The sequence below is a fragment of the Acinetobacter sp. B51(2017) genome (genome assembly GCF_003711395.1).
GTDB lineage: Bacteria > Pseudomonadota > Gammaproteobacteria > Pseudomonadales > Moraxellaceae > Acinetobacter.
Genome location: NZ_PJRJ01000037.1, coordinates 1 through 22977 on the forward strand (window position 1 = coordinate 1; position 22977 = coordinate 22977).

A 22977-nucleotide genomic window follows, 5' to 3' on the forward strand; every position below is an offset into this window, starting at 1 on the left:
ATATTGAGATTTATTACAATCGGGTCAGAAGGCATTCCGCAAACGGCTGGTTAAGCCCAGAAGCCTTTGAACAGAAATATTTTAAGAATTTAGAGGGATTTGTTGTCCACGATACTGTCTAGGATCAGTCATACTGTCATGGCGCATATGCATTGGGGTAGTACCCGCATGGGCGGCTGTGCCAATGGTCTTGGCATTGAGCCATAAAATACCTTGTCCGCCTGTCACCACACCAATCTCACATTGATTGGCTTCTAAAATGGGTCCTTGTTCAATATGCGCTTCATAATAGGCACTAAACGGACGTCCTAAGGCTAAATCACCTTGTTGTTGGTGGCGTTGTAATTCTTGACCGACACTGATGCCATGCTTGTCTGTGGTTGCCAGTACATCTCGCAACCCAATTTTACCGATAAAAGCCGCAGAACCCATCATGGCAGGAGCAAAACGTGAACCTTCTTCATTGGTCCATACCGCCACTTCAATTGGATGAAGGTGCACAATATTGTGCTCATGCAAGGTGCGTAATACCTCAAAGCCTGCCAAGACCCCATAAATTCCATCAAAACGGCCGCCTTTGGGCTGAGTATCTAAATGACTGCCCATGACAATTGGGGCTAAATCTTGGCTGCCTTCACGGCGTATAAATAAATTACCCACGGCATCATAGCCGATGCTGAAGCCTAAGTCGCGTGCCCATTGCAACAGTAAAGCACGACCTGCGATATCTTCATCACTGAGTGCCAAACGTGAACTTCCGCCGAATTCTGTCGCGCCGACTTGTGCCATATCCATTAAACTTTGCCATAAACGTGCAGCGTTAATTTGCATTCTTATTCTCACTCATTTTTATTCTGTTACTTAACATAACCTGTTTATTTTTAGACAAGCAAACAATATTTTCTAAGCCTAACTATTAGTAAAACTTATGGGTTTAAATACAGGGCAAAAGCCTAGAGATTAATGGGTTTATTTGCAGTGGTTGGTGCAAATGAAGGGCAAAAAATGAAAAAACGCACAAAAATAAGGCATTTTCGTGCGTTAAACATTTAGATATTTTAATAGGAGATGTTTGGCTTAGGAGCCAAGCATTATAAACTGGCTAAGCGGGTCTCAATGGCCTGAATACGTTGCTGCATAAAACTTTGTGTCATTAAAGGTGCATCACCACCATTTTGGGCGCGGCGGCTACTTTCCTGTTGGTATTTTTCCCAAAAGCTCATCGCTGCCGCAGGGTTATAGCCTGCTTTTTTAATCATCTCTACACCTATTAAGTCGGCCTCTTGTTCAAGAGTGGCGCTCATAGACTTACCGCCTTGTTTAAGTGCTGCTAATGGCCCAAGTAGCAGTCCAGTGCTGACACGTTCACGGCTATGTTCACGTAAAGAATGTGCCATTTCATGTGCAATCACATAGGCCAGCTCATCATCGTTGAGATTTAAGCTCCAATAGATGCCTTGATGCAAAAGTACCTTACCCCCAGCAAAACCATGGGCATTGAGTTTGTTACTCATCACGGCACTAATTTGCCAATTCCAATGACGTGAATCAGGACGGTATTCATAGGCCATAGGTTGTAGTTTTTGCATAATTTTAGTGAGGCGCTGATCATAAATAATCGTGCCATTTTCAGTCAAATCATCCAGCACCTCTTGATAGGCTTTGTCTGCATTGTGGTGCCATATTTTCTCTGGAATCATGATCAATTGTTGACGCTCAGTACCGTGCAGCTGTGTAGTTTGCATACAACCGACAAGCGTAAAACCAAATAACGCAGTTGAGAAGATTTTAAACAGAGGAGAAAACATAAAAAAAATTAAAGCCACCTAAAAACAGGAGCTGGTTATCATAGTTATTTTATATTTATAGTCACTATGCTAAGCGTTAAAAACATATTTCAATATATTTCTAAATTTACATGTGGTTGAATTTTAAACAAATTTCAGGTGATTCCTAATTAGAGCGATTATCTATACAGTTATATATTTTTTATCTTACTAAAACTTCATAACACATATGACGCAGCCATTCATGACTGGTTTTATGATGCGAAGACAGATGCCAATATTGTTTAATGGCATAGGTCGGAAAGGCAATAGGTGCTTGCAAAATTTTAAGATTTCCACGTGCTAACAATACTTCACTTAAGTAATAAGGCACAGTGGCAATGGCCTCGGTTTCTTGAACTACTAAACCTACACCTAAATAGCTGGGTAGACGCATCAGAAAGTCGCGCTTTACCCCGAGTTTGAGCAATTCGTTTTCAATATGGTAATGTCCAATGCCTGCATCAATATCAATATGTGATTCTTGTAAATATTCTTCGATCGTTAAAGTGTCGCCTTTTAAGCGCGGATGATTTTTAGCGGAAATCACCACATAATGCTGCTCAAAAAGTTTTTGTTGATAAAAGCCATTTTCAAGATGTGGTAAAAAGCCCATCGCGAGGTCAATTTCCCCATTGGCCATTTGATAGCTGGTTTCTGAGGTCATCGCACGCACGTTGAGTTTTACTTTAGGTGCATGTTTTTTTAGATATTGCGAAATCTGGGGTAACAAAACCAAGTGTGCGACATCGGTCATGGCAATAGTAAATTGTTGTTGCGAATTCATTTGATCAAACTGCACGGTATAGTTTTGAATCACTTCAACTTTACTGAGTACTTCACTGACCAAAGGAAATAGCTGTTTGGATAGCTCCGTGGGCACCATCTCATTGCCAATGCGTACAAATAATGGATCTTGATAATAGTGGCGAATTTTATTCAGTAAGTTACTCACCGCAGGTTGGCTTAAGGCTAAATGATCTGCAGTGGCGGAAACACTTTTAAATTTATAAATATGATAAAAAATACTGAGTAGCTTGAAATCCAGTTCAAACATTGAGTTTCATCTCCCGACGAGTTTTGTTGATGTAAGATCAATATTTTAACTGAATTGTGGCTTGAACATTGGGTAAGTTTTCAACATTTAGTAAAAAATAGAGGCTGTATCACAGACCCGAGAATACAGCCTCAATGCGATGACTCAATTATATAAAAATTATCCTTTGAGTCACGAGATTGACATTACTGCCAATATTTACGTTTGGAGGTATGGCCAATGCCAACGTTAAAGCGATTGGTTGGATCTAGGTGTTGATAGTGCTGCTTAAGGGCTGGCTTTGCCACATATAAATGTCCGACATTATGTTCAGCAGGATATTCAGCCCCACGTTGATCCAGTAGTTTCCACATCGCATGTTCCATTTTTAAAGGATCAACGCCTTTTTTGACAATATAATCTTGATGGAATACATGGCAAATAAAATGCCCGTAATACAATTTGTGGATGATTTTGTCGTCCATCTCGGCAGGCAATGTTTCCACCCATTCACGGTCATTACGACGTAGGGCAATATCTAGGGCGACAATATCTTCGACTTCATCTAGATGGGTATCACGGTAACGAATGGCAGCACCGGCAACCGCAAAACGGTGTAAAAAGGCTTTGCGTCCTTCATCTTCATCACATAAGAAGTAATGACCACTTTGCATGGCGCCAAAATACTGCTTTAAAAAGCGATTCACTTGCTCGACGTCTTGATTTTCAATCCGCAAAATTAAATGATGTTCGTATAAATCGCGGAAATCATTCATGCGTTTAGGCAAATGGGACGGTAAAAATTTGGTGACCAACTGTAAGATTTTATCGCTTAAACCGCGCATACCCCATTTATTTAAGTAGCCATCGACTTTATCTTTCATGGCAAAAGCGGCAGGAACTTTGGCAGTACCAAATTTTTCAATAAATAGGAAACTGTCTTTGCCATATTTGGCGCCAATGTCATAGGCTACCCGGTGAATATATTCACCCGCAATGGGTAAACGCGGTAAATCAGTGAGTAAAAAACGACGAATGGCAGTTAAATCTTCTTGTGAATTGGTGCCGACATAAAAGACTTGGCTTGGAATTTTTTCAAAGGTATCGAGACGTACCGCAAATACGCAGACTTTACCGGCAGAGCCTGATGCTTCGAATAAACGTGATGGGTTGGCATTAAAGCGCGCTGGGGTATCGGCATCTACCTGACAGACATCATGTTGATAATGACGGTCTGAACCACAGCGATGCTCGTCTTGTTGAATATCTTGGGCTTGGTAATCCCCACGTTCGAGGCGGGTTAAAATCTCTTCGGGGCTATGACCTAAATCAATGCCCAAATGGTTAATCAGTTCTAATTGACCTTGTTCATTGACGCGTGCATATAAGGCCAGTTCGGTATAGGCAGGGCCACGGCGCACTAAAGCACCGCCTGAGTTGTTACATACGCCACCTAAGACAGAGGCACCAATACATGACGAGCCAATGACAGAATGCGGTTCACGGCCATGAGGCGCGAGTTGTTTTTCTAAAGTATCTAAGGTGGCACCAGGTAAACACACTACTTGTTTGGCATCATTAATGACCTGAACGCCTTGTAAACGCCGTGTGCTCATTAACACGATAGGACGATCATAATCATCGCCAAATGGGGTAGAACCACCGGTTAAACCGGTGTTAGCCGCTTGCATAATTACAATGCAATCGGCAGCGACGGCAATTTCTAACACACGCCATTGCTCAAGCAGGCTACCAGGACTCACCACAGCAAATACTTCACCGGCACCATAACGACGACCTTGCCGATATAAACGCGTATCTTGATCATCGGTGAGTACATGGGTTTTACCCACTACATGTTGCAGTTGTTTTAACGTATCTTGAGCATTAAAGCCAGCTTGAGCATGCATGTTGACTTATCCTTGTTTTAATTCGCGGTCTAATTTTACTAAGCAATCTTCAGTGATATCGGCAATCGTACGTGCACCGGTTAAGGTCATCGCAACGCGCATTTCTTTGTCAATCAGATCGAGTAAATTGCTCACACCTGCACCGCCTGCAGCGCCTAAGGCATACACAAAGGCACGGCCGAGCATACAGGTATCTGCACCGAGGGCTAACATACGCACCACGTCTAGACCGTTACGCACCCCTGAATCGGCTAAAATGGTCAGATCACCTTTCACTGCATCGGCAATCGGAGGCAGGGCGCGTGCAGATGAAAGTACGCCATCTAACTGACGACCGCCGTGATTGGACACCACAATCCCATCGGCACCAAAACGTACTGCATCTTTGGCATCTTCCGGATCTAAAATGCCTTTAATCACCATTGGCCCATCCCAATAATCACGAATCCATTCTAAATCTTTCCATGAAATTGAAGGGTCAAAATTGGCACCTAACCAGCCAATATAATCTTCAAGCCCAGTCGGTTTACCTAAGTATTTGGAAATATTGCCAAGATCATGTGGACGCCCCATCATGCCGACATTCCATGCCCAATGTGGATGTAGACACGATTGCATATAACGACGCATTGCTGCATTGGGGCCACTCATCCCTGAATGAGCATCACGGTAACGTGCACCCGGAACTGGCATATCGACCGTAAAGACGAGTGTTGAACAACCCGCAGCTTTAGCACGTTCCAAGGCATTTTTCATAAAGCCACGGTCACGTAGTACATATAACTGGAACCACATTGGGCGTTGAATGGCCGGTGCAACTTCTTCAATTGGGCAGACAGACACGGTCGATAAGGTAAAAGGAATGCCTTTTTTGTCTGCTGCAACAGCGGCTTGCACTTCACCACGGCGTGCATACATGCCTGTTAATCCAACAGGTGACAGTGCTACGGGCATTGACAAATTTTCATCAAAAAGTTTGGTTTCTAATGACAATTGTGACATGTCATTCAATACACGTTGACGTAAGGCAATTTGCGATAAATCTTCAACGTTACGCTTTAAGGTATATTCTGCATAAGCGCCACCGTCAATATAATGAAATAAAAAAGGCGGCAAGCGACGACGCGCGGCTTCACGGTAATCATTTGCAGAAGAGATAATCATAATGAGATCCTGTTTAATCGACTCGCACGTTGACGACGCGCATCGGCTTCGTCAATCGCACGCACTTGTTCAATGACATATTCGATGTGTCCACATACGGCTTGGCGTGCAGCCTCTGGGTCACGTTGTTCAATGGCATGCATCACCTGAAAATGTTGGTCACGCAGTTGATCGTAACGATTATGCTCGGTATAGACCTTACGGCGGCCCAATACCACGTTATATTCCAGCAGATCAAATAGACTGCGCATCATTTGAATCAGCACTAAATTATGTGAGGCTTCGGCAATAGCCAAATGAAATTCAGCATCGGCTTTCGCAGCTTGATGATCATCGGCTAAGGCTTGAAAATGGCTAATCTTGTCATAGCAACGGCGGATATTGGCTAAATCTTCAGGTGTCGCGCGCGTTGCTGCATGCCATGCACAGCCACCTTCTAAAATCAAACGTGCCTCTTGTACATCAAAACGATATGCTGGATCTTCATCCATTAAATGGCTAATCGGTTGTACAATTTGCTGCTGTGACCAGTGCTGTGGTAATTGCTGTAAATAATTACCCGCACCCATGCGGCTATACAGCATACCTTGGCTGACCAGTTGCTGGATGGCTTCGCGTAAGGATGAACGCGAAACCCCAAGCTGCTCACATAATTTACGCTCCGCAGGCAGTCGATCTCCGACCTGTAGTTGTTGGGTCTCAACCAAAGTTTTTAAACTTTGCACCACTTTTTCGGAAACTTTCATACCTGAATCACCTTAATTGCCACTTATGGAATCATCCATGGGAAGACATATGCTTGTAAGGTGATAATAATACCGATCATGATGGTAAACACGATACTGTGTTTCACGGTAAAGCGGAATAAATCGGATTCTTTACCTACTAAACCAACTGCAGCACAGGCAATGGCAATTGATTGCGGTGAAATCATTTTACCGGTCACCCCACCACTGGTATTGGCGGCCACCAATAACACTTCTGGCACACCAATTTGCTGCGCAGTTGTGGCTTGTAAAGCAGAGAACAAGGCATTGGCAGAAGTGTCTGAACCTGTTAAAAACACCCCAACCCAACCTAAGAATGGTGAGAAGAACACAAAAGCATCACCCGTATGCGCCAAGGCTAATGCTAGCGTTGCTGACATACCTGAGTAGTTGGCGATAAAGGCAAATGACAGCACCATACCAATTGAATAGATTGGCGTTTTTAAATCTTTAAAGGTTTCCGCAAAGGTGCTTACTGCATCGCGGGGCTTCATTTTTAAATACAGCATGGTAATGATCGCTGCAATAAAAATGGCGGTACCTGTTGCAGAGAGCCAATCAAATTTATAAATCGCGTCATAATCTTTGATCGCAGGCACGACAGGCGGCAGCTTTTGAATCATTTGATGTAAATATGGCACTTCAAAAGAGAATACCAAGTGTTCGAGTGGACCGCCTTTAACAAACAAATCTTTAAAGGGTTTAATACTCCACAGGGTGACCATCGCGGTTAAAATTGCAAATGGCGACCATGCTTTGGCAATTTGGCCAATGCTATATTTTTTATTGGCATCTGCTAAAATATTTGAGTCAACTTGTGCATCTTCATCTTTAAAACGGAAAATATGTTTGGGTTGCCAGTATTTTAGCAAGATGGTTAAGCTGACCAAAGCGGCAATCGCTGCGGTAATATCTGGTAATTCTGGACCAACAAAGTTAGAGGTTAAATATTGCGCTAACGCAAATGAACCGCCACCAACAAAGATTGCAGGCCAAGTTTCTTTCACACCACGCCAGCCATCCATAATCGCCATAATCCAAATCAGGACAATTGGCACCATAAATGGCAATTGACGCCCCACCATTTGGCTGATTTCCATGGTGTCTACACCAGAGACTTGCCCTGCAACAATAATTGGAATCCCCATAGCGCCGAAGGCCACTGGTGCCGTATTTACAATCAGGCAAAGACCTGCTGCATAAAGCGGTTTAAAACCTAAACCGACCAATAACGCCGCAGTAATCGCCACTGGTGCACCAAAGCCTGCCGCACCTTCTAAGAAGGTACCAAAAGCAAAGCCGACCAATAGCATTTGTAAACGTTGGTCTTCAGTAATCGACAAAATCGAAGAACGAATAATGTCAAATTGACCAGTTTTAACTGAAATTTTATATAAAAATAAAGCGCCTAGAATAATCCAAGCAATTGGCCATAAGCCATACAAGAAACCGTAGCCAAGCGATGCAAACGCCATCGCAATTGGCATGTCATAAGCAAACAGCGAAACGAGTAAAGCCAATACGACAGTCATCGTACCCGCAACGCTGCCTTTCATACGAAAAACCGCTAAGGCTAAGAAGAAAAAGATAATCGGAATAAGGGCAATTGCGCTAGAAAGCCAAATATTGCCCATTGGATCGTAAATCTGTTGCCACTGTTGCAGCATTGTCATCTCCTTGAAATGCTTGCGAGTACAAAAACATGATTAATTTAAAATTGGTATGACCAATTTACCTTAAAAATTGGCTATTTATTCCAATTTAAGCAGAGATAATATTTTTAAAGTGGATTTTTTGCAATATTGGGTTAACATTTTTAAATTGGTAATACCAATTTTAGGGGTAAATTTACCTATTTGGTCTGAGATTGCTGTTTAAAAAATGATTAAAAATCGCCAATTACGTGGTTTTTTAAGCAATTGGCGGAGGGGGTGTTGGATCTGCAACTTTAGTCGTACAGGTGAAATTAAGGCTAAACCCAGTGCGGTATGTGCTTATATATATCCACTAAACTAAGCGTGATATTGTTTAGCTCAGTAGGGTTAAAATTAGATGCTTTTGCGAGTAACGCAATTTTTTTCGTTTAAATGTGACTGTTTAACATAATTTTACACTGTGATTTAAGTCTCATTTTTTCTTGATAATTTAAAATTCTGCATTATTTGTAATTTTGGCACTGACATAAAGGCAATTAAATTTGCTTATAGCACTGTTATTTTTAAGATTTGAACCAGATCAGCATGAATGAACCCGTGCCTAAATGCGTCATTTAAAAGAATAGTGATGTTTTTATCAGCTTTAGCCATGAGCTAAGTGATGAAATTATTATGCGACTTATTTAAAAAATAATTAAAAAACAAAGTTTTATATTTTTTATTTTAAGTAAGTGATAAAGTAATATAAAAATAAAAAATGATAATGAACATAATTAAAGTGTTTTTAAGTAAAAATTATAGATATTTCACCTATATTTTGTAATTTTTTGTTTTTATAGCTATACTGAATTTGACGTAAAACAAATACAACGGCGTCAATTAAGGAGGATAAACAATGAGCATCGCGGAGCTAAGCGTATTATCAGCATCAGCCATGGGGATGATGATTTTAGTCTACAAAATTGGTCAACTGTTTTATTAAAGAAGAGCCCCTCAGTTGAGGGGATTTTTTCTATAATTTACGTTTATCAAGATGTTTGGCAACATGATCACCTGTGGCTTGTACAAACATGACCAAAATCACCAGCACGACAATCACTGCCAGCATCATTTGCATATCAAAACGCTGATAACCATAGCGATAGGCGATGTCGCCTAAACCACCGGCACCAATCGCACCGGCAATGGCTGATGAGTTAATCATGGTCACAATAGTGACGGTAAAGCCAGCCACAATACCGGGCAGTGCTTCTGGTAATAATACATGCCAAATAATTTGTTTACGGTTACAGCCAATTGCTTGTGCCGCCTCAATCAAACCTTGATCGACTTCGCGTAAGCTAACTTCAGCAATACGGGAAAAAAATGGTGTTGCGGCAAGGGTGAGAGGTACCACAGCCGCCCACACGCCATAACTGGTGCCGACAATTAAACGCGTCAGTGGAATGAGTGCCACCATCAAAATTAAAAATGGAATAGAACGGGTAATATTTACCACCCAACCTAAGGCTTGGTTAATGCTTGGTGAAGGATAAATGCCATGTGTTGAGGTACTGACCAAAACCACTGCCATAGGCAAACCAATCAGGAAAGCCATAATTGCCGATACACCGACCATAAGTAAGGTATCAATCGTACCGGTGAGGAGTAAATCAATAAGTTGGTCGTGCATAGCCAAGTTCCTCTACTGCTGCAACATGGGGTTGTAATTGTTGTTTTAACTGATTGATATTTATGTGCGTACCTTCTACAGCAATGAGCATGGCACCAATTAAATGCCCTTGAATATGATCAATATGGCTTTGTAATAATTGTACCGGCTGTGAAAATGCAGCAAAAATCTGGGTCAAATCAGGTGCTTGTTGGCTACTGGCTTCATAACGAAGTTTTAAAATGCGATGCGTGTCATCCTGATACGGAGATGAATGCAGGGCAAAAGGTAGATCAAGTTGCTCTAAGCTGAGTAACTCTTGAGTAATGGCTTGCTGTGGGCGTGAAAATACCCGCCATACTTGACCGGCTTCAACAATTTCACCCCCATCAATCACCACCACTTCATCGCAAATTTCTCGAATCACTTGCATTTCATGTGTGATTAAAACAATGGTGAGCCCTAACTTTTGATTAATTTCTTTTAGTAAGCCCAACACGACCGAAGTGCTTTCAGGGTCAAGCGCAGAAGTGGCTTCATCACAGAGCAAAATTTCTGGATGATGTACCAGTGCGCGAGCAATCCCGACACGTTGTTTTTGTCCACCTGACAGCTGCGATGGATAATGCTCGGCTTTGTCGCTAAGGCCCACTAAGCTTAACGCTTCATCAACACGGGCTTTAATTTGCTCATGAGCCACGCCGGCAATTTTTAAAGGTAGCGCGACATTGCCCCACACAGTTTTAGCCGACATTAAATTAAAATGCTGGAAAATCATGCCAATACGTTGGCGCAAGCCAATTAAATCTTGATGATTCAGTTCAGCCAAATTTTGCTCATGAATATGAATACTGCCCGAGCTAATACTTTCTAAGCCATTTAAGGTACGAATCAAGGAAGATTTACCGGCACCACTTTTACCAATGATGCCAAAAATTTTACCTTTTGGAATATCGAGTTGAATGTTTTTTAAAGCATGTACCTGACGGCCTTGCACATCATAGTATTTATTTAAATCGCGAATTTTAATATGCGGTAGGGCAAATTCTACTTGTGCGCCAAAACTCACCATGTTGTTCTCCTTATTTCCAGCCTGCAAACCATAAGCCTTGACCAAAATCACGATCTAAAATTTCGCGTACTTTGCTCGAGGATTGAAAGGTTTTGACAAAGGTTGCCAGTTTTTGTTGTTTGTCTTGATAATCCTGACGCGTGACAAATAAAATTGCGAAACGTTGATCAATAGGGTCTAAAACCAAAGCGTCTTTAGGATCAATGGCTTTGGCTAGTTTTAAGTAATGTGGATAACCAAAAGCTAAATCGGCATCATTTAGGGCATGTGCTGTTTGTGGCCCTTCGACTTCAATAAACTGTAGATTCTTAGGGTTTTTGGCAATGTCACGCACCGTTGACAGCTTTTTTTCTAAATCTGTTTCTTTAAGTTCAATTAAGCCTGCACGGTGCAACAGCACTAAAGCGCGGGCTAAATTCACAGGGTCATTTGGAATTACCACTCGCGCAGCATCAGGCAACGCTGCTAAAGATTGATATTTCTTGGAATATAACCCCACATGGCTACCACTGCCGATGGCAAAGGGATGTAACTGATAACCACTTTCTTTAATGGCGTTATTTAAAAAGAAAGTTTGCTGGAAAAAGTTGGCATCAATATCGCCATTTTGTACCGCGACATTCGGCGCATGCCAATCAGAAAACTCGACGAGTTTGACTTCAATCCCTTGTGCTTTAACCTCATCCGCCACACTTTGTAATAACTCGGCATAAGGGGGGCTAATGCCAATCGTCAAGACTTGATCTTGAGACTGTGATGTATTGAGACGATAGCCTGTCAGTGCTGCTAAAACAGCAATCACCCCTAGTCCCCAAATCAGTGCCTTTTTCTTTGTTGTAAATGCCATGGTTACCTCTTATTTCCAGCCTGGGAACCAAAGCTTGCGACCAAAGTCAGCATCTAAAGCGGCTTTGACTTTAGGTGAGTTTTGATACACCTGTACAAATTTAGCCAATTTGTCACCTTTATCTTGGTAGTCCTCACGCACTGCAAATAAAATTGCATAACGGGTATTGGTGTTGTCATCAAATAATAGTGCTTGCTCAGGATCGGCAGTTTTCGCCATACGTAAATAGTGTGGATAGCCAAAAGCTAAATCGACATCATCAATCGCGCGTGCAGTTTGTGGACCTTCTACTTCAATAAACTTAAAGTTTTTAGGATTTTGTGCGATATCACTGACTTTAGCTAAATAGTCATTTTGATCTTTGAGTGTAATTAAACCAGCTTGCTGTAATAACTGCAGCGCGCGGCCTTGGTTGACGGGGTCATTGGGAATGGCCACTGTGCCGCCTTGTGGTAATTGATCAAAGCTTTGATATTTCTTTGAATATAAACCGACATGTGTTGCTGCCCCTTTGGCAAAGGCTTTAATTTTAAAGTCAGTTTCCTTTTTGGCATTGTCTAAAAATGGCTGATGCTGGAAGAAGTTGGCATCAATATCACCATGGTTTAAGGTAATGTTGGGCGTGTTCCAGTCAGAAAACTCCACCAATTTGACATCTACGCCTTGCGCTTTGGCTTCCTCAGCAGCTACTTGTAATGGTTTGGCGAAGGATGGGCTAATGCCAATTACCAATTGTTCGTTGGCTTTATTTTTGTTGATGCTCCAAAAGCTTAAGCCTAAGATTACGGCTGCGACAATTACGCCGATCGTAATGAGTTTGTTTTTGTTTGTTTGCGTTGTCATGTACTCAATCCTAAAAAGTATGCGCTAATCGGTTGTTGTGAAGCGATGTTTTGATCAATACGATAGGCTTGTACCGGATGTGTGCTGGGTAAACGATCTCCTTGACCGATCAACTTATGGCGTAAGCTACCGTCCTGATAGGCGGTTTTATAGCGGCCGCGTTGTTGTAATTCTGGAATCACATAACGGATAAAATCATGGTGTGATTCAGGCGCAACGGTACGCGTTAGGTTAAAACCATCAATGCCAGTTTCGTCTAAATAAGTAATCAACTGTTCTGCGATGCTTGCGCCACTGCCAATAAATAGTGGATAACGTCCACCTAAGACATGTTGTTGTTTTAAATCAGCAATGCTTACGCTTTGTTGTTTAAAGTGTTGGTTGACTGAGGCAATGCTATTGGTCTTTTGATAAGGAATAGCTTCATGCTCCTGAAAACGCGATAAATCCATACCAATAGAGCTCGAAAAATGTGCAAGACCCGCTTCTGGACTGGCATAGCGACAATATTCGGCAAATTTTTCTTGTGCGAGGGCATCGGTTTCGGCAGTAATGACGCTAATGCCCACAAATAGTTTCAGTAAGGCAGGGTCACGACCTTGTTGCTGCGCTAAGTCACGAATATTGAGTACTTGCTTACGGACTTTTTCTGGGGTGTCAGCACCAATAAACATTGCTTCGGCATGTTGGGTGGCAAAGCTCAAGCCACGGCTTGAAGCACCAGCTTGGAATAAAACCGGAGTACGTTGTTTAGAGGGTGCCACTTGAAACACACCGTGGCTTTGATAAAACTGACCATGATGAGAAATGGCATGGACTTTACTTGGATCAGTAAAAATACGTGCAGCTTTATCTTTTTTAACTGCATCTTCTTGCCAAGAACCTTCCCAAAACTTATAGCATAAGGTTAAAAACTCTTCGGCTTGGGCATAACGTAAGTCATGTTCAGTTAATGCGCTTTGACCGACCAAACGCGCCGCACTGTCTAAATAACCGGTCACGATATTCCAGCCAATCCGACCTTGGGTCAGATGATCTAAGCTGGAAAAACGCCGTGCCAATTGATAAGGGTTTTCATAACTTAAGTTAACGGTAATACCAAAGCCTAAATGCTGCGTGACCGCAGCCATGGCAGACACTAAAGTGCTTGGATCATGGCTAGGTAACTGAATGGATTCTTTTAAGGTCAAATCTAAGTTGTTTTGATAGACGTCATACGAGCCGGTAATGTCGGCAATAAATAAGCCATCGAATAAACCCTGTTCTAGGGTTTTCCCCAAATCAGTCCAGTAACTTAATTCGTCAAAGCGATGTGATTGATCACGTGGATGGGTCCATAAACCATGATTAATATGCCCAACACAATTCATGTCAAAGGCATTGAGTAAGATGTGTTGCATTACAATGTTCCTCGACGTGGTGGTCGTGTGCCGTTTAAAGCAAATTGACCAATAAAGTAATATTTCCAACGTGCCGCATCATGGAGGGTATGCACACGCGCGTTACGCCAAAAACGATCAAGTCCGTCATCGCGTTGGCTACCGCGGCTGCCTGCTAATTCAATCAGTTTAGATGCCGCTTTTAACGCAGTGTCGGAGCTATGCGCGCGTACTTTAGCCACATCCAAGGACGCTTTGGCGACATTATTGGCATTAGGTGCTGGATAGGCTGCATCAATCGACTGCGCAGCTTGTTTGAGTAACACTTCGCTGGCATGTACATCGACTGCAATACGCCCAATTTCATAAATAGTCAGTGGATCTTGGCTGGCGCTATCGACGTGGGCATCAATCCATGGGCGAGCTTGCTTGACGCGTATTAAGGTTTCTTCAAAAGCTGCGCGCGCAATTCCCACTTCAATGGCAGCATGCATAATCTGTGCAATTGGCCCAACCAAAGTTGGCGTTGAAAAGGCCACATCAAAGGGGATGACATCTTCGGCTGCCACATACACATGATTAAATTTAACCGTGCCACTGCCGGTGGTGCGCTGACCAAAGCCACTCCAATCATCAATGATTTCAAGACCGGCACTTTGGCGTGGTATAAATGCTAAAAATTCGCGTTGTTCGGCATCTTTGACTAAGGTTGGAATGCGATGTGCAAATAAGCTACCGGTACAGTAAAATTTCTCTCCGCTCACTACAAAACCTTCGCCTTCGGCTTGAATGAGAGTTTGTTTAATGCTGGCATTTTTGGGTTTAAATTCTGCCAAAGCATTACCAAAACGTGCACCTTGTAATACTTCTTGATACAGTTTTTTCTTTTGCTTTTCACTTCCTGTATTGCGTAGTACTTCTAGCGCATAAAAGTGATTTTGTGGGATTTGCCCAATAGAGCCATCTACGCCACTCATGAGAGCAATCACTTTAGCAAGGGTAAGACTAGAGACTTCAGCACCGCCATATTGTTTAGGTACGCTAATGGCCCAAAGCCCTGATTGACTATAGGCTTCAATTTGCTCAAAAGGTAAAATACGCTGAGCATCACGTGCAATCGCACCGTTTTTAAACTGTTCTGCTAAACGTGCTGCAATGTCTAAAGCTTCTTGATCTGAATGGATCACATGTGCATGTTTGCTTAAATGGGTAATGGCTTGGTAAGAGGTCATGCTGTTCTCCTTAAATCCACGCATGGCGTGCAGGCAAAGTGCCATTTAAGTAATAGTTGCCAATGGCGTGAATTTTCCAACGCACTGGATCATGTAAGGTATGCACACGGGCATTGCGCCAATGTTGATCTAAATTGTGTTGACTTAAGCTGGCACGGCTGCCACCGAGTTCAAGTAATTTTTCTGAAATTTGTAAAGCAGCATCATTGGCATAGACTTTAGCCTCAGCCACTAAAATTGAGGCATGTGCTGCGTCTGCTAAACTGACTGTCGCCTGTGCTTCAAGCTGATCTAAATATTCTGCTGCTTCATCGAGCAGTAAAATGGCTGCGTCTAATAAAATATGAAGACGCCCGACCTCATGTAAGGTGTAATGTTCTAGGCTGGCTTTATCGACGCCACTGTCAATAATCGGGCGTGCTTTATGAACGGCGGTTAAGGTATCCGCGAAAGCTGCTTCGGCAATACCAACATCAATCGCAACTTGCAATAATTGTGAGTAAGCACCGCGATAGTTGGGCGTTTCAGCTAAGATGCGCTCATCAAAAATTAACAGCGGATCGACCGGAACATGTTGGAGTTTGACTGTACCGCTTGAAGTGGTGCGTTGCCCAAAACCATTCCAATCATCAATCACTTCTACCCCTTGTGCATAACGATCGAGCAATACCAAGACCACATGCCCCTCAGGGTGTACGGCTTTCACCGCAAGCCAATCGGCAAAGCTACTGCCTGTTGAGTAAAATTTTTCCCCATCGACAAAATGCTGTCCATTTTCAAGGTAAAGTTGTGTAGCGACTGTTTTGGTATCTTTGGTATTTTTTTCTGGACCACCATTGGCCAAGCGCTTACCTTGTAAAATTTGCTCAAATACAAACTGTTTTTGTTGATCTGACCCCATCAGTTCAATCAGGTACAAGAGGCTAATTTGATTTTGTGGAATTTGTCCTAGACTCGAATCGGCTTTATTGAGAATCCGAAATACATGCGCCAAAGTTTTATGTGAGATCCGCGCGCCGCCAAACGCAGTCGGAATTCGCATGCCGCCCAAACCACGTTGGCTAAAGGCCTCGATTTCATCAAAAGGTAATAGGCGTTGTTGGTCGCGCAGGTTACGACCAGCTAAAGCCAAATCTGCTACTTGATAAGCAGCGCGGATCGCATCTTGATCAGAGTGAATATGTTGTGCTGGAGGATGTAAACGTGTCATAAAGCATTCCTTATATAATGCCGACACGTTAACTAAGCGCATTTTGTAAGAGAAATGGCGATTTATGCAGAAAATAGCAAAAAAAGTATTTAACAAAAAAAGTCACAAGTCGCATCAAAAAAATGCTAAGTTAAATTATTGATTTTTCTTTTTTTAGATAGAGTGCTGTTGGTTTTTAGACACTATGATCAGGCATAGATATGCTTTAAACAGATATCTAAACTTAAAAAATGTATAAATTGCAGCAATTCAAACAGCACCGCAGTCTAATTTTTAACACTACATCACAAAAGGCTAGAGCAATGCTTAAGACAGTGATGATAGAGGTCTATAAATATCAGTCAATGCACGCAGTAGTTTGTAGTAAGGTTTTGAAAATCGTTCAACACGTACAGTATTTTTGTATACTATTTATACTGATCGTCGCAAAGCATGTTATGGTATTTGGGCTGTGAATCAATAAAAAATGGAGTCATATTGTGGGAAATAAAAACCAACCCAAGTCAGTCAAAATTAATATTGGTATTTCAACAGAAGATCGCAGTAAAATTGTAGAAGGACTCTCACGCTTACTCGCGGATAGTTATACACTGTACTTAATGACGCATAACTTCCATTGGAATGTGACAGGGCCACAATTCAATAGCCTACATAATATGTTTATGCAACAGTACACTGAACAATGGAATGCCTTAGATATTATTGCAGAGCGTATTCGGGCCTTGGGCTTCCCAGCACCAGGTACCTATAAACAATTTGTTGCGCTGGCGTCTATTCAAGAAGTAGAGGGCGTACCTAAAGCAACCGAAATGATTCAAATTTTAGTCAATGCTCATGAAGCTGTGGCACGTACAGCACGTAGTATCTTTGCTGTGGTGGACTCAGCCAATGATCAACCTACGGCGGATGTATTAACTCAGCGTCTTGATGTACATGAAAAAACCGCATGGATGCTCAGAAGCTTATTAGAAGAGTAAATGTGAAATTTAAATCCGCTAAAAAAACGACCAGAGATGGTCGTTTTTTTGGCTGCTGCTTGAGGAGCTTAAGCTTCGCCACTTAAGGCCAATGCTGCACGTTGTAACACAGGCAAATAACGTGCAATATCAATCTCGCCCAACTGAGTCACGCCTAAGGTCATGTGGCGTTTGGGGATCGGCACATATAAACCTGCTGCACCTTGTTGCAATACATTTTGTGAATAGGCATAGCCTTGTTGGCGTACCTGCTCTAATTGGCTATGTTGATGGGCATCGTCGAATAAGCTTGCCAATACTTGACCTGCCGCCGCAATGCCAATTGGATGCCTTGAGCCAAGTTGATAGTTAATTTTGAGTAACAAATTCTCTGGAAAAGCAGTCTTGACCACCACACATTCTTGCCCTTCAGCAATGACTAAGGCGCTGGGCATATTGGTCAGCTGTGCTAACTCATCCAAAACCATTTGAGCTTGTAACGGAATGAGACGGCTGTAGCTGCTATACAAGTCAATCACTTTGCTGGCCAATTCGACCTGATTGCTGATGTTAACCTTCACCAAACCTTGCTGTTCTAAGGTATGTACAATCTTATACATCGTGGTGCGATTGATCTTGAGTGCACTGGCAAGTTCAGCAATGCTCAGCTGCGCATTTTTTTGCGCCACATAATTTAAAGTGATTAAACCTTTTTCTAAAGTTTGTAGTGTATCCATTATGATTCTCTGATATATTTAATTTATAAAATTATGTATCGCTTTTTATTTGTCGATGGATTGACAAGTTAAGCGCGCTTAAAGTAGGCTATATTTTATAAATTAGAACAAGATGTTCTATATTAGAACAATGGATGAAGGATAACAACAATGAATAGCTACGTGGCCAAGGAAGGGGCAGGCTGTCCTTTTCATCAGTTGCAAGACGCAGCCAAAACATTTGATTTTTTTGATCAGGCATATCAGCAAGATCCTGCGCGTGCTTTGCAGGATTTTCGTGAGCAATTGCCAATCTTTTACTCAGAGATAATGGGCTATTGGGTGGTAACCCGCTATGCCGATGTCAAAGCTATTTTTCGTGATCCGATCTTATTTTCTGCCTGCAATGCCTTAGAAAAACTCACGCCTAATGGGCAAGAAGCGAATGCGATTTTAAAAAAATACCAATACGCCATGAACCGCACCTTGGTGAATGAGGATGAGCCTGTCCATATGCAGCGCCGCCGTGCTTTATTGGATGCCTTTGCCCCACAGCATCTAGAGCAGCTCAAGCACTTTGTTCAACAGTTGGTTGAACAAAAGATTGATCAATTTGAGCATAAGCACAAAGTTGATTTGGTTGCCGAGCTGTTTTGGGATGTGCCGTTAATGGTGGCGCTACATTTTTTGGGTATTCCCGAAGAAGATATGCACGAGCTGAAAAAGTTTGCGGTTGCCCATACTGTGAACACTTGGGGGCGTCCAAGTGTGGCTGAACAGTGCGTTGTTGCTGAAGGTGTCGGGCAATTTTGGCAATATTCAGGTCAAGTGCTCGCGAAAATGAAACAACAGCCGCAAGGGCAGGGCTGGATGTATGACATGATTGCGCAAAATAAAGCCATGCCAGATGTGATGACAGACAATTATCTGCACTCTATGATGATGGCGATTTTGGTGGCGGCACATGAAACCACGTCATTGGCAGCAAGCAATGCGGTCAAGGTGTTACTTGAGCGTCCCAAGTTATGGCAAAAATTAGTCCAGCAACCAGAATTGATTCCACAGGCCGTAGAGGAATGTTTGCGCTATGCGGGTTCGGTGGTGGCGTGGCGTCGTCAAGTGACCCAAGATACGCATTTTAATGGGGTGGATTTTAAAGCAGGCGATAAAATCTTTTTAGTTTCTGCTGCTGCCAACCAAGACCCACGGTATTTTAATGCCCCTGACGAGATTGATTTATGGCGTGATAATAGCGCAGAACATTTAACCTTTGGTTATGGTGCACATCAATGTATGGGACGCAACATTGGCCGCATGGAAATTTGTATTTTCCTTGAACAACTGACTCGCCGTTTTCCTGATTTAAAGTTATGTGAACAAGAGTTTGTCTATTTAGCCAATACGTCATTCCGTGGCCCACAAGCCTTGTGGGTAGAATGGAATAACCGTACTGCAGTAGGCGCCGCAGTTGATTTTAAAATTGGCCCGCCCGATCGTAAACAACTGTATCGTCAGGTACAGGTGCAGCGCATCGAACAGGTCAATGCCGAATGTAAAAGTATTGAACTGGGCAGTCATGCTGCGGACTTGCCTGGCTGGCAAGCGGGCGCGCATATCGAACTAGAATTGCCCAATGGTCTGCGACGTAAATATTCTTTGTGTTCAGCGATGGACGCCAAATATTACCGCATCGTAGTGAAACACGAACACAACAGTCGCGGTGGTTCAGCTTGGTTGCATCAACACTTAAAAGTTGGCGACGAGCTGAAAATTCGGGGGCCAAAAAACTTCTTCCAACTCAATTTAGAAGCCAAACAGCATGTGTTATTGGCAGCAGGAATTGGGATTACCCCAATACTGGCAATGGCCAATCAACTGAAACAACAAGGCCGCGTCTATCAGATTATCTATGTGGGACCTAATGCGGCGCAGATGCCACTTTTGGATGAAGTCTTAACCGAACATCCTGCAACAGTCGTCTATTTTAGCCAAGTAAAAGCACTGGATTTAACAGCATTGTATCAAAGTCTTGCCCCTGATACCCAGCTATGTGCATGTGGACCAGCGCGTTTATTGGATGAGTTACAACAGCTACAACCACAATATCCAGAGATTGAGCTGACGATAGAACACTTTGCCGCAGCAGCAGGGCTTGATCAAGATAATCAAGCTTTTGAGGTAGAGCTGCTCAATAGTCAGCGTACCTTACAGGTTTCTGCTCAACAGAGTTTGTTGGATTGTCTACTTGAACATGGCCTAGAGGTCAGTTCAGATTGTCAAGAAGGCTTATGTGGTAGCTGCCAAGTGGAGGTTATAGAAGGCCAGATTGAACATCGAGATAAAGTCCTGACTGCTCAGGAACGTGCTGCAATGCAACGCATGATGAGTTGCTGTTCACGGGGTCAAGGGAAAATCAAAATTAAGTTGTAAAGAAAACAATGAAAACATCTGTCGTTAAGGAACAACGAGGACATGTCTATGAGTGAAACAGTAACCACAACTGTGAGTGAAACAGTTGAACACAACACCAGTACAGATCGCAAAGTCGCTTATGCCACAATTGTCGGTACCACCATCGAATGGTATGACTATTTTGTTTATGCTGCTGTCGCAGGTTTAGTTTTTAACCAACTTTTCTTTGCACCCGCAGGGCCGTTGTTTGCCACCTTGTTGGTGTTTGCGTCGGTCGGGATTAGCTTTTTGTTCCGTCCATTAGGTGCCTTTATTGCAGGCCATTATGGTGACAAAATTGGTCGTCGTGCCATGTTGGTGCTCACTTTAATCTTAATGGGTGGTTCAACCGTAGCAATTGGCTTACTGCCGACCTATGCGAGTATTGGAATTGCAGCACCTATTTTATTGATCTTATTGCGTATTTTACAAGGGATTTCTGCAGGCGGTGAGTGGGGTGGTGCGGTTTTAATGGCAGTAGAACATGCGCCTAAAGAAAAACGTGGTCGTTTTGGTTCCTATCCACAGCTAGGTATTCCTTTTGGTTTGTTATTGGCATCTTTGGTGTTAGTGATTATGACCAAATGGGTTGCACCTGGAGAAGCATTTGCAGAGTGGGGCTGGCGAGTTCCTTTTTTACTCAGTGTTGTATTGTTATTGGTGGGGCATTGGATTCGCCGTGCCATTGGTGAAAGTCCAGTATTTGAGGAAATTAAACAGCGCAAAGCCACTAATGAACAACCGATTAAAACCTTGTTTAAAGAGCATAAACTTACGGTATTTTTAGCTGCATTGTTATGTGCAGGAACGACAGGTTTAGGGTATATGACCACAGGTGGCTTTATTCAAAACTATACCACCAATCCAGCAGGGCCAATTGCACTAGAACGTTCGACCATTTTACTGCTTGTGACATTGTCAGCAGTAGTTTGGGCATTCTTTACGTGGTTCTCAGCGGTGTTGTCTGACAAATATGGTCGTAAAAAAATCTATATTATTGGTACTTTGTTGCAGTTAGGTGCAGCCTTTGTGGTTTTCCCGCTGGTTGACACTGCAAGCTATGCGGGTATTGCTTTGGCATTATTCTTCTTATCGATGGGGGTGGGCTTTACTCACGGCGTCAATGCGATTTTATATACTGAGCTGTTCCCAGCATCGATTCGCTTCTCAGGTATCTCGATTACCTATGCGATTGGCTCGATCATGGGTGGTGCTTTTGCGCCAATGATTGCAGCTTGGTTAATTGGCATTTCAGGTTCAACGACTTTAGTGACCATTTATCTGATGTCTTTAGCAGGTTTAGCTGTGTTGGCCATCTGTCTACTCAAAGACCGTACAGGTATGCCACTAGAATCACGTTACGAGGCAGAACAAAATCAGTCGCCATTGATTTGGAAATAATAAGCAATAATAAAAGCCCCAAGTGGGGCTTTTTACTGGCAGGTGTTCACTGTTTGGTTGGATTGGAGCAAAGTAGCTGGCTGGGTCTAGCTAAATTCGCTTATTTTTGCTGCTGAATTAGAGCGTTGGTCAAATAAATATAAAAAAACCTCGTATATGGCTTGGTTTTACTTTAGAATGAAGCCTCAACATAAAAACGATATTTGGTTGGTGTTTTTTTTAAATTTCGGTGTGTTATTTATTAATTCTTCGCAGTCTATTCTCAAACTAAAATCTCAATACGTTTTGAAGTCAAATCTCTTTTATGCACATGCATAAATATTGAAATTAAATAGGTTTTTATATGTCAAATACTATGACTGGTACAGTAAAATGGTTTAACGAAACTAAAGGTTTTGGTTTTATTCAACCTGAAACTGGTCCAGATGTATTCGCACACTTCAAAGAAATTACTGGTTCTGGTTTCAAAACATTAACTGAAGGCCAAAAAGTGTCTTTCAGTGTTGTTGAGGGCCAAAAAGGTCCAAGCGCTGTAAATATTGTTGCACTTTAAGTCTGTAATATAAAAGAGCCTGATCATTTGATCAGGCTTTTTTTTTGTTTAATTGCCGCGATAGGTGGAATAACCATGAGGACTGAGCAATAACGGAATATGGTAGTGTGCAACAGAACCATCAGTTTGAAAAATCACAGGCACTTAAGGAAAGAAGCTTTGCTGCTTTTTAGCTTTAAACGGCATTGTTGCACAAACCTATCTGTAAAGGCTTTTTCAGCGATATAATTTTCAAATGAAGAAGCCTACACACAAAATCTACCGCACAACCAATTGGCCCGCATATAACCGAGCACTCATGAGTCGCG

At 42.5% G+C, this 22977-nt stretch carries 18 protein-coding genes and 3 pseudogenes; 5 read left to right on the top strand and 16 right to left on the bottom strand.

The genetic code is table 11. From position 1 onward, the window contains the following. Positions 1-122, top strand: a pseudogene (locus CYK47_RS13370) (IS3 family transposase); the annotation flags it as partial. Between the two features lie 7 nt (positions 123-129). Here the strand turns inward: CYK47_RS13370 and CYK47_RS13375 are convergent. From CYK47_RS13375 to CYK47_RS13440, 14 genes and pseudogenes are all read right to left on the bottom strand, one after another. Further along, positions 130-831: pseudogene (locus tag CYK47_RS13375) on the bottom strand (hydantoinase/carbamoylase family amidase); the annotation flags it as partial. A 260-nt stretch (positions 832-1091) separates the two neighbouring features. Further along, positions 1092-1808, bottom strand: coding sequence for a M48 family metalloprotease (locus CYK47_RS13380; RefSeq protein WP_122902317.1), 717 nt, complete (start codon positions 1806-1808; stop codon positions 1092-1094). Positions 1809-1989: 181 nt separating this feature from the next. Next, entirely contained in the window at positions 1990-2883 is an 894-nt protein-coding gene (locus tag CYK47_RS13385) for a LysR family transcriptional regulator (RefSeq protein ID WP_122902318.1), read from the bottom strand. Positions 2884-3068: 185 nt separating this feature from the next. Then, positions 3069-4772 carry a D-lactate dehydrogenase gene (gene dld, locus CYK47_RS13390; protein ID WP_122902319.1) on the bottom strand — a complete coding sequence of 568 codons (1704 nt, stop codon included), beginning with the start codon at positions 4770-4772 and terminating at the stop codon, positions 3069-3071. 6 nt (positions 4773-4778) lie between these two features. Beyond that, positions 4779-5936 (bottom strand): FMN-dependent L-lactate dehydrogenase LldD, encoded by a 1158-nt coding sequence (gene lldD / locus CYK47_RS13395; RefSeq protein ID WP_122902320.1) that lies wholly within the window; start codon positions 5934-5936, stop codon positions 4779-4781. Continuing rightward, entirely contained in the window at positions 5933-6682 is a 750-nt protein-coding gene (gene lldR / locus CYK47_RS13400; protein WP_122902321.1) for a transcriptional regulator LldR, read from the bottom strand. The genes lldD and lldR overlap by 4 nt, the downstream gene beginning before the upstream one ends. Before the next feature lie 23 nt (positions 6683-6705). Further along, on the bottom strand, positions 6706-8376 hold the full coding sequence (lldP, locus tag CYK47_RS13405; protein ID WP_171407332.1) for an L-lactate permease: 1671 nt from the start codon (positions 8374-8376) through the stop codon (positions 6706-6708). Positions 8377-9370: 994 nt separating this feature from the next. Continuing rightward, a complete protein-coding gene (locus CYK47_RS13410; RefSeq protein ID WP_122902323.1) occupies positions 9371-10030 on the bottom strand; it encodes a methionine ABC transporter permease in 660 nt (219 codons plus the stop codon). Beyond that, positions 10011-11081, bottom strand: coding sequence for a methionine ABC transporter ATP-binding protein (locus tag CYK47_RS13415; RefSeq protein WP_122902324.1), 1071 nt, complete (start codon positions 11079-11081; stop codon positions 10011-10013). Before CYK47_RS13415 ends, CYK47_RS13410 begins: the two co-directional genes overlap by 20 nt. Positions 11082-11091: 10 nt before the next feature. Further along, the gene (locus tag CYK47_RS13420; RefSeq protein WP_122902325.1) at positions 11092-11928 is read right to left on the bottom strand and encodes a MetQ/NlpA family ABC transporter substrate-binding protein; all 837 of its coding nucleotides are present in this window, start codon (positions 11926-11928) and stop codon (positions 11092-11094) included. Between the two features lie 9 nt (positions 11929-11937). After that, complete coding sequence (locus tag CYK47_RS13425; protein WP_122902326.1) at positions 11938-12771, bottom strand: MetQ/NlpA family ABC transporter substrate-binding protein; 834 nt, start codon at positions 12769-12771, stop codon at positions 11938-11940. Continuing rightward, the gene (locus tag CYK47_RS13430) at positions 12768-14171 is read right to left on the bottom strand and encodes an LLM class flavin-dependent oxidoreductase (RefSeq protein ID WP_122902327.1); all 1404 of its coding nucleotides are present in this window, start codon (positions 14169-14171) and stop codon (positions 12768-12770) included. Before CYK47_RS13430 ends, CYK47_RS13425 begins: the two co-directional genes overlap by 4 nt. Further along, on the bottom strand, positions 14171-15382 hold the full coding sequence (locus CYK47_RS13435) for an SfnB family sulfur acquisition oxidoreductase (protein ID WP_122902328.1): 1212 nt from the start codon (positions 15380-15382) through the stop codon (positions 14171-14173). The genes CYK47_RS13430 and CYK47_RS13435 overlap by 1 nt, the downstream gene beginning before the upstream one ends. A gap of 10 nt (positions 15383-15392) precedes the next feature. Beyond that, a complete protein-coding gene (locus tag CYK47_RS13440) occupies positions 15393-16592 on the bottom strand; it encodes an SfnB family sulfur acquisition oxidoreductase (RefSeq protein ID WP_122902329.1) in 1200 nt (399 codons plus the stop codon). A 479-nt stretch (positions 16593-17071) separates the two neighbouring features. On the opposite strand from CYK47_RS13440, the gene CYK47_RS13450 reads away from it, so the two are divergent. Beyond that, the gene (locus CYK47_RS13450) at positions 17072-17569 is read left to right on the top strand and encodes a Dps family protein (RefSeq protein ID WP_502697061.1); all 498 of its coding nucleotides are present in this window, start codon (positions 17072-17074) and stop codon (positions 17567-17569) included. Positions 17570-17637: 68 nt separating this feature from the next. Here the strand turns inward: CYK47_RS13450 and CYK47_RS13455 are convergent, their stop codons facing one another. Beyond that, entirely contained in the window at positions 17638-18285 is a 648-nt protein-coding gene (locus CYK47_RS13455; RefSeq protein ID WP_122902332.1) for an IclR family transcriptional regulator, read from the bottom strand. A gap of 150 nt (positions 18286-18435) precedes the next feature. Between CYK47_RS13455 and CYK47_RS13460 the strand changes: the two genes are divergently transcribed. From CYK47_RS13460 to CYK47_RS13470, 3 genes are all read left to right on the top strand, one after another. Next, entirely contained in the window at positions 18436-20694 is a 2259-nt protein-coding gene (locus CYK47_RS13460; RefSeq protein WP_122902333.1) for a cytochrome P450/oxidoreductase, read from the top strand. 48 nt (positions 20695-20742) lie between these two features. Further along, entirely contained in the window at positions 20743-22116 is a 1374-nt protein-coding gene (locus CYK47_RS13465; protein WP_164709207.1) for an MFS transporter, read from the top strand. Between the two features lie 343 nt (positions 22117-22459). Continuing rightward, positions 22460-22669, top strand: coding sequence for a cold-shock protein (locus CYK47_RS13470; protein WP_122902335.1), 210 nt, complete (start codon positions 22460-22462; stop codon positions 22667-22669). Positions 22670-22717: 48 nt separating this feature from the next. On the opposite strand, the pseudogene CYK47_RS13475 reads toward CYK47_RS13470, so the two are convergent. Further along, positions 22718-22849, bottom strand: a pseudogene (locus CYK47_RS13475) (hydroxyisourate hydrolase); the annotation flags it as partial. Positions 22850-22977: the final 128 nt, after the last annotated feature.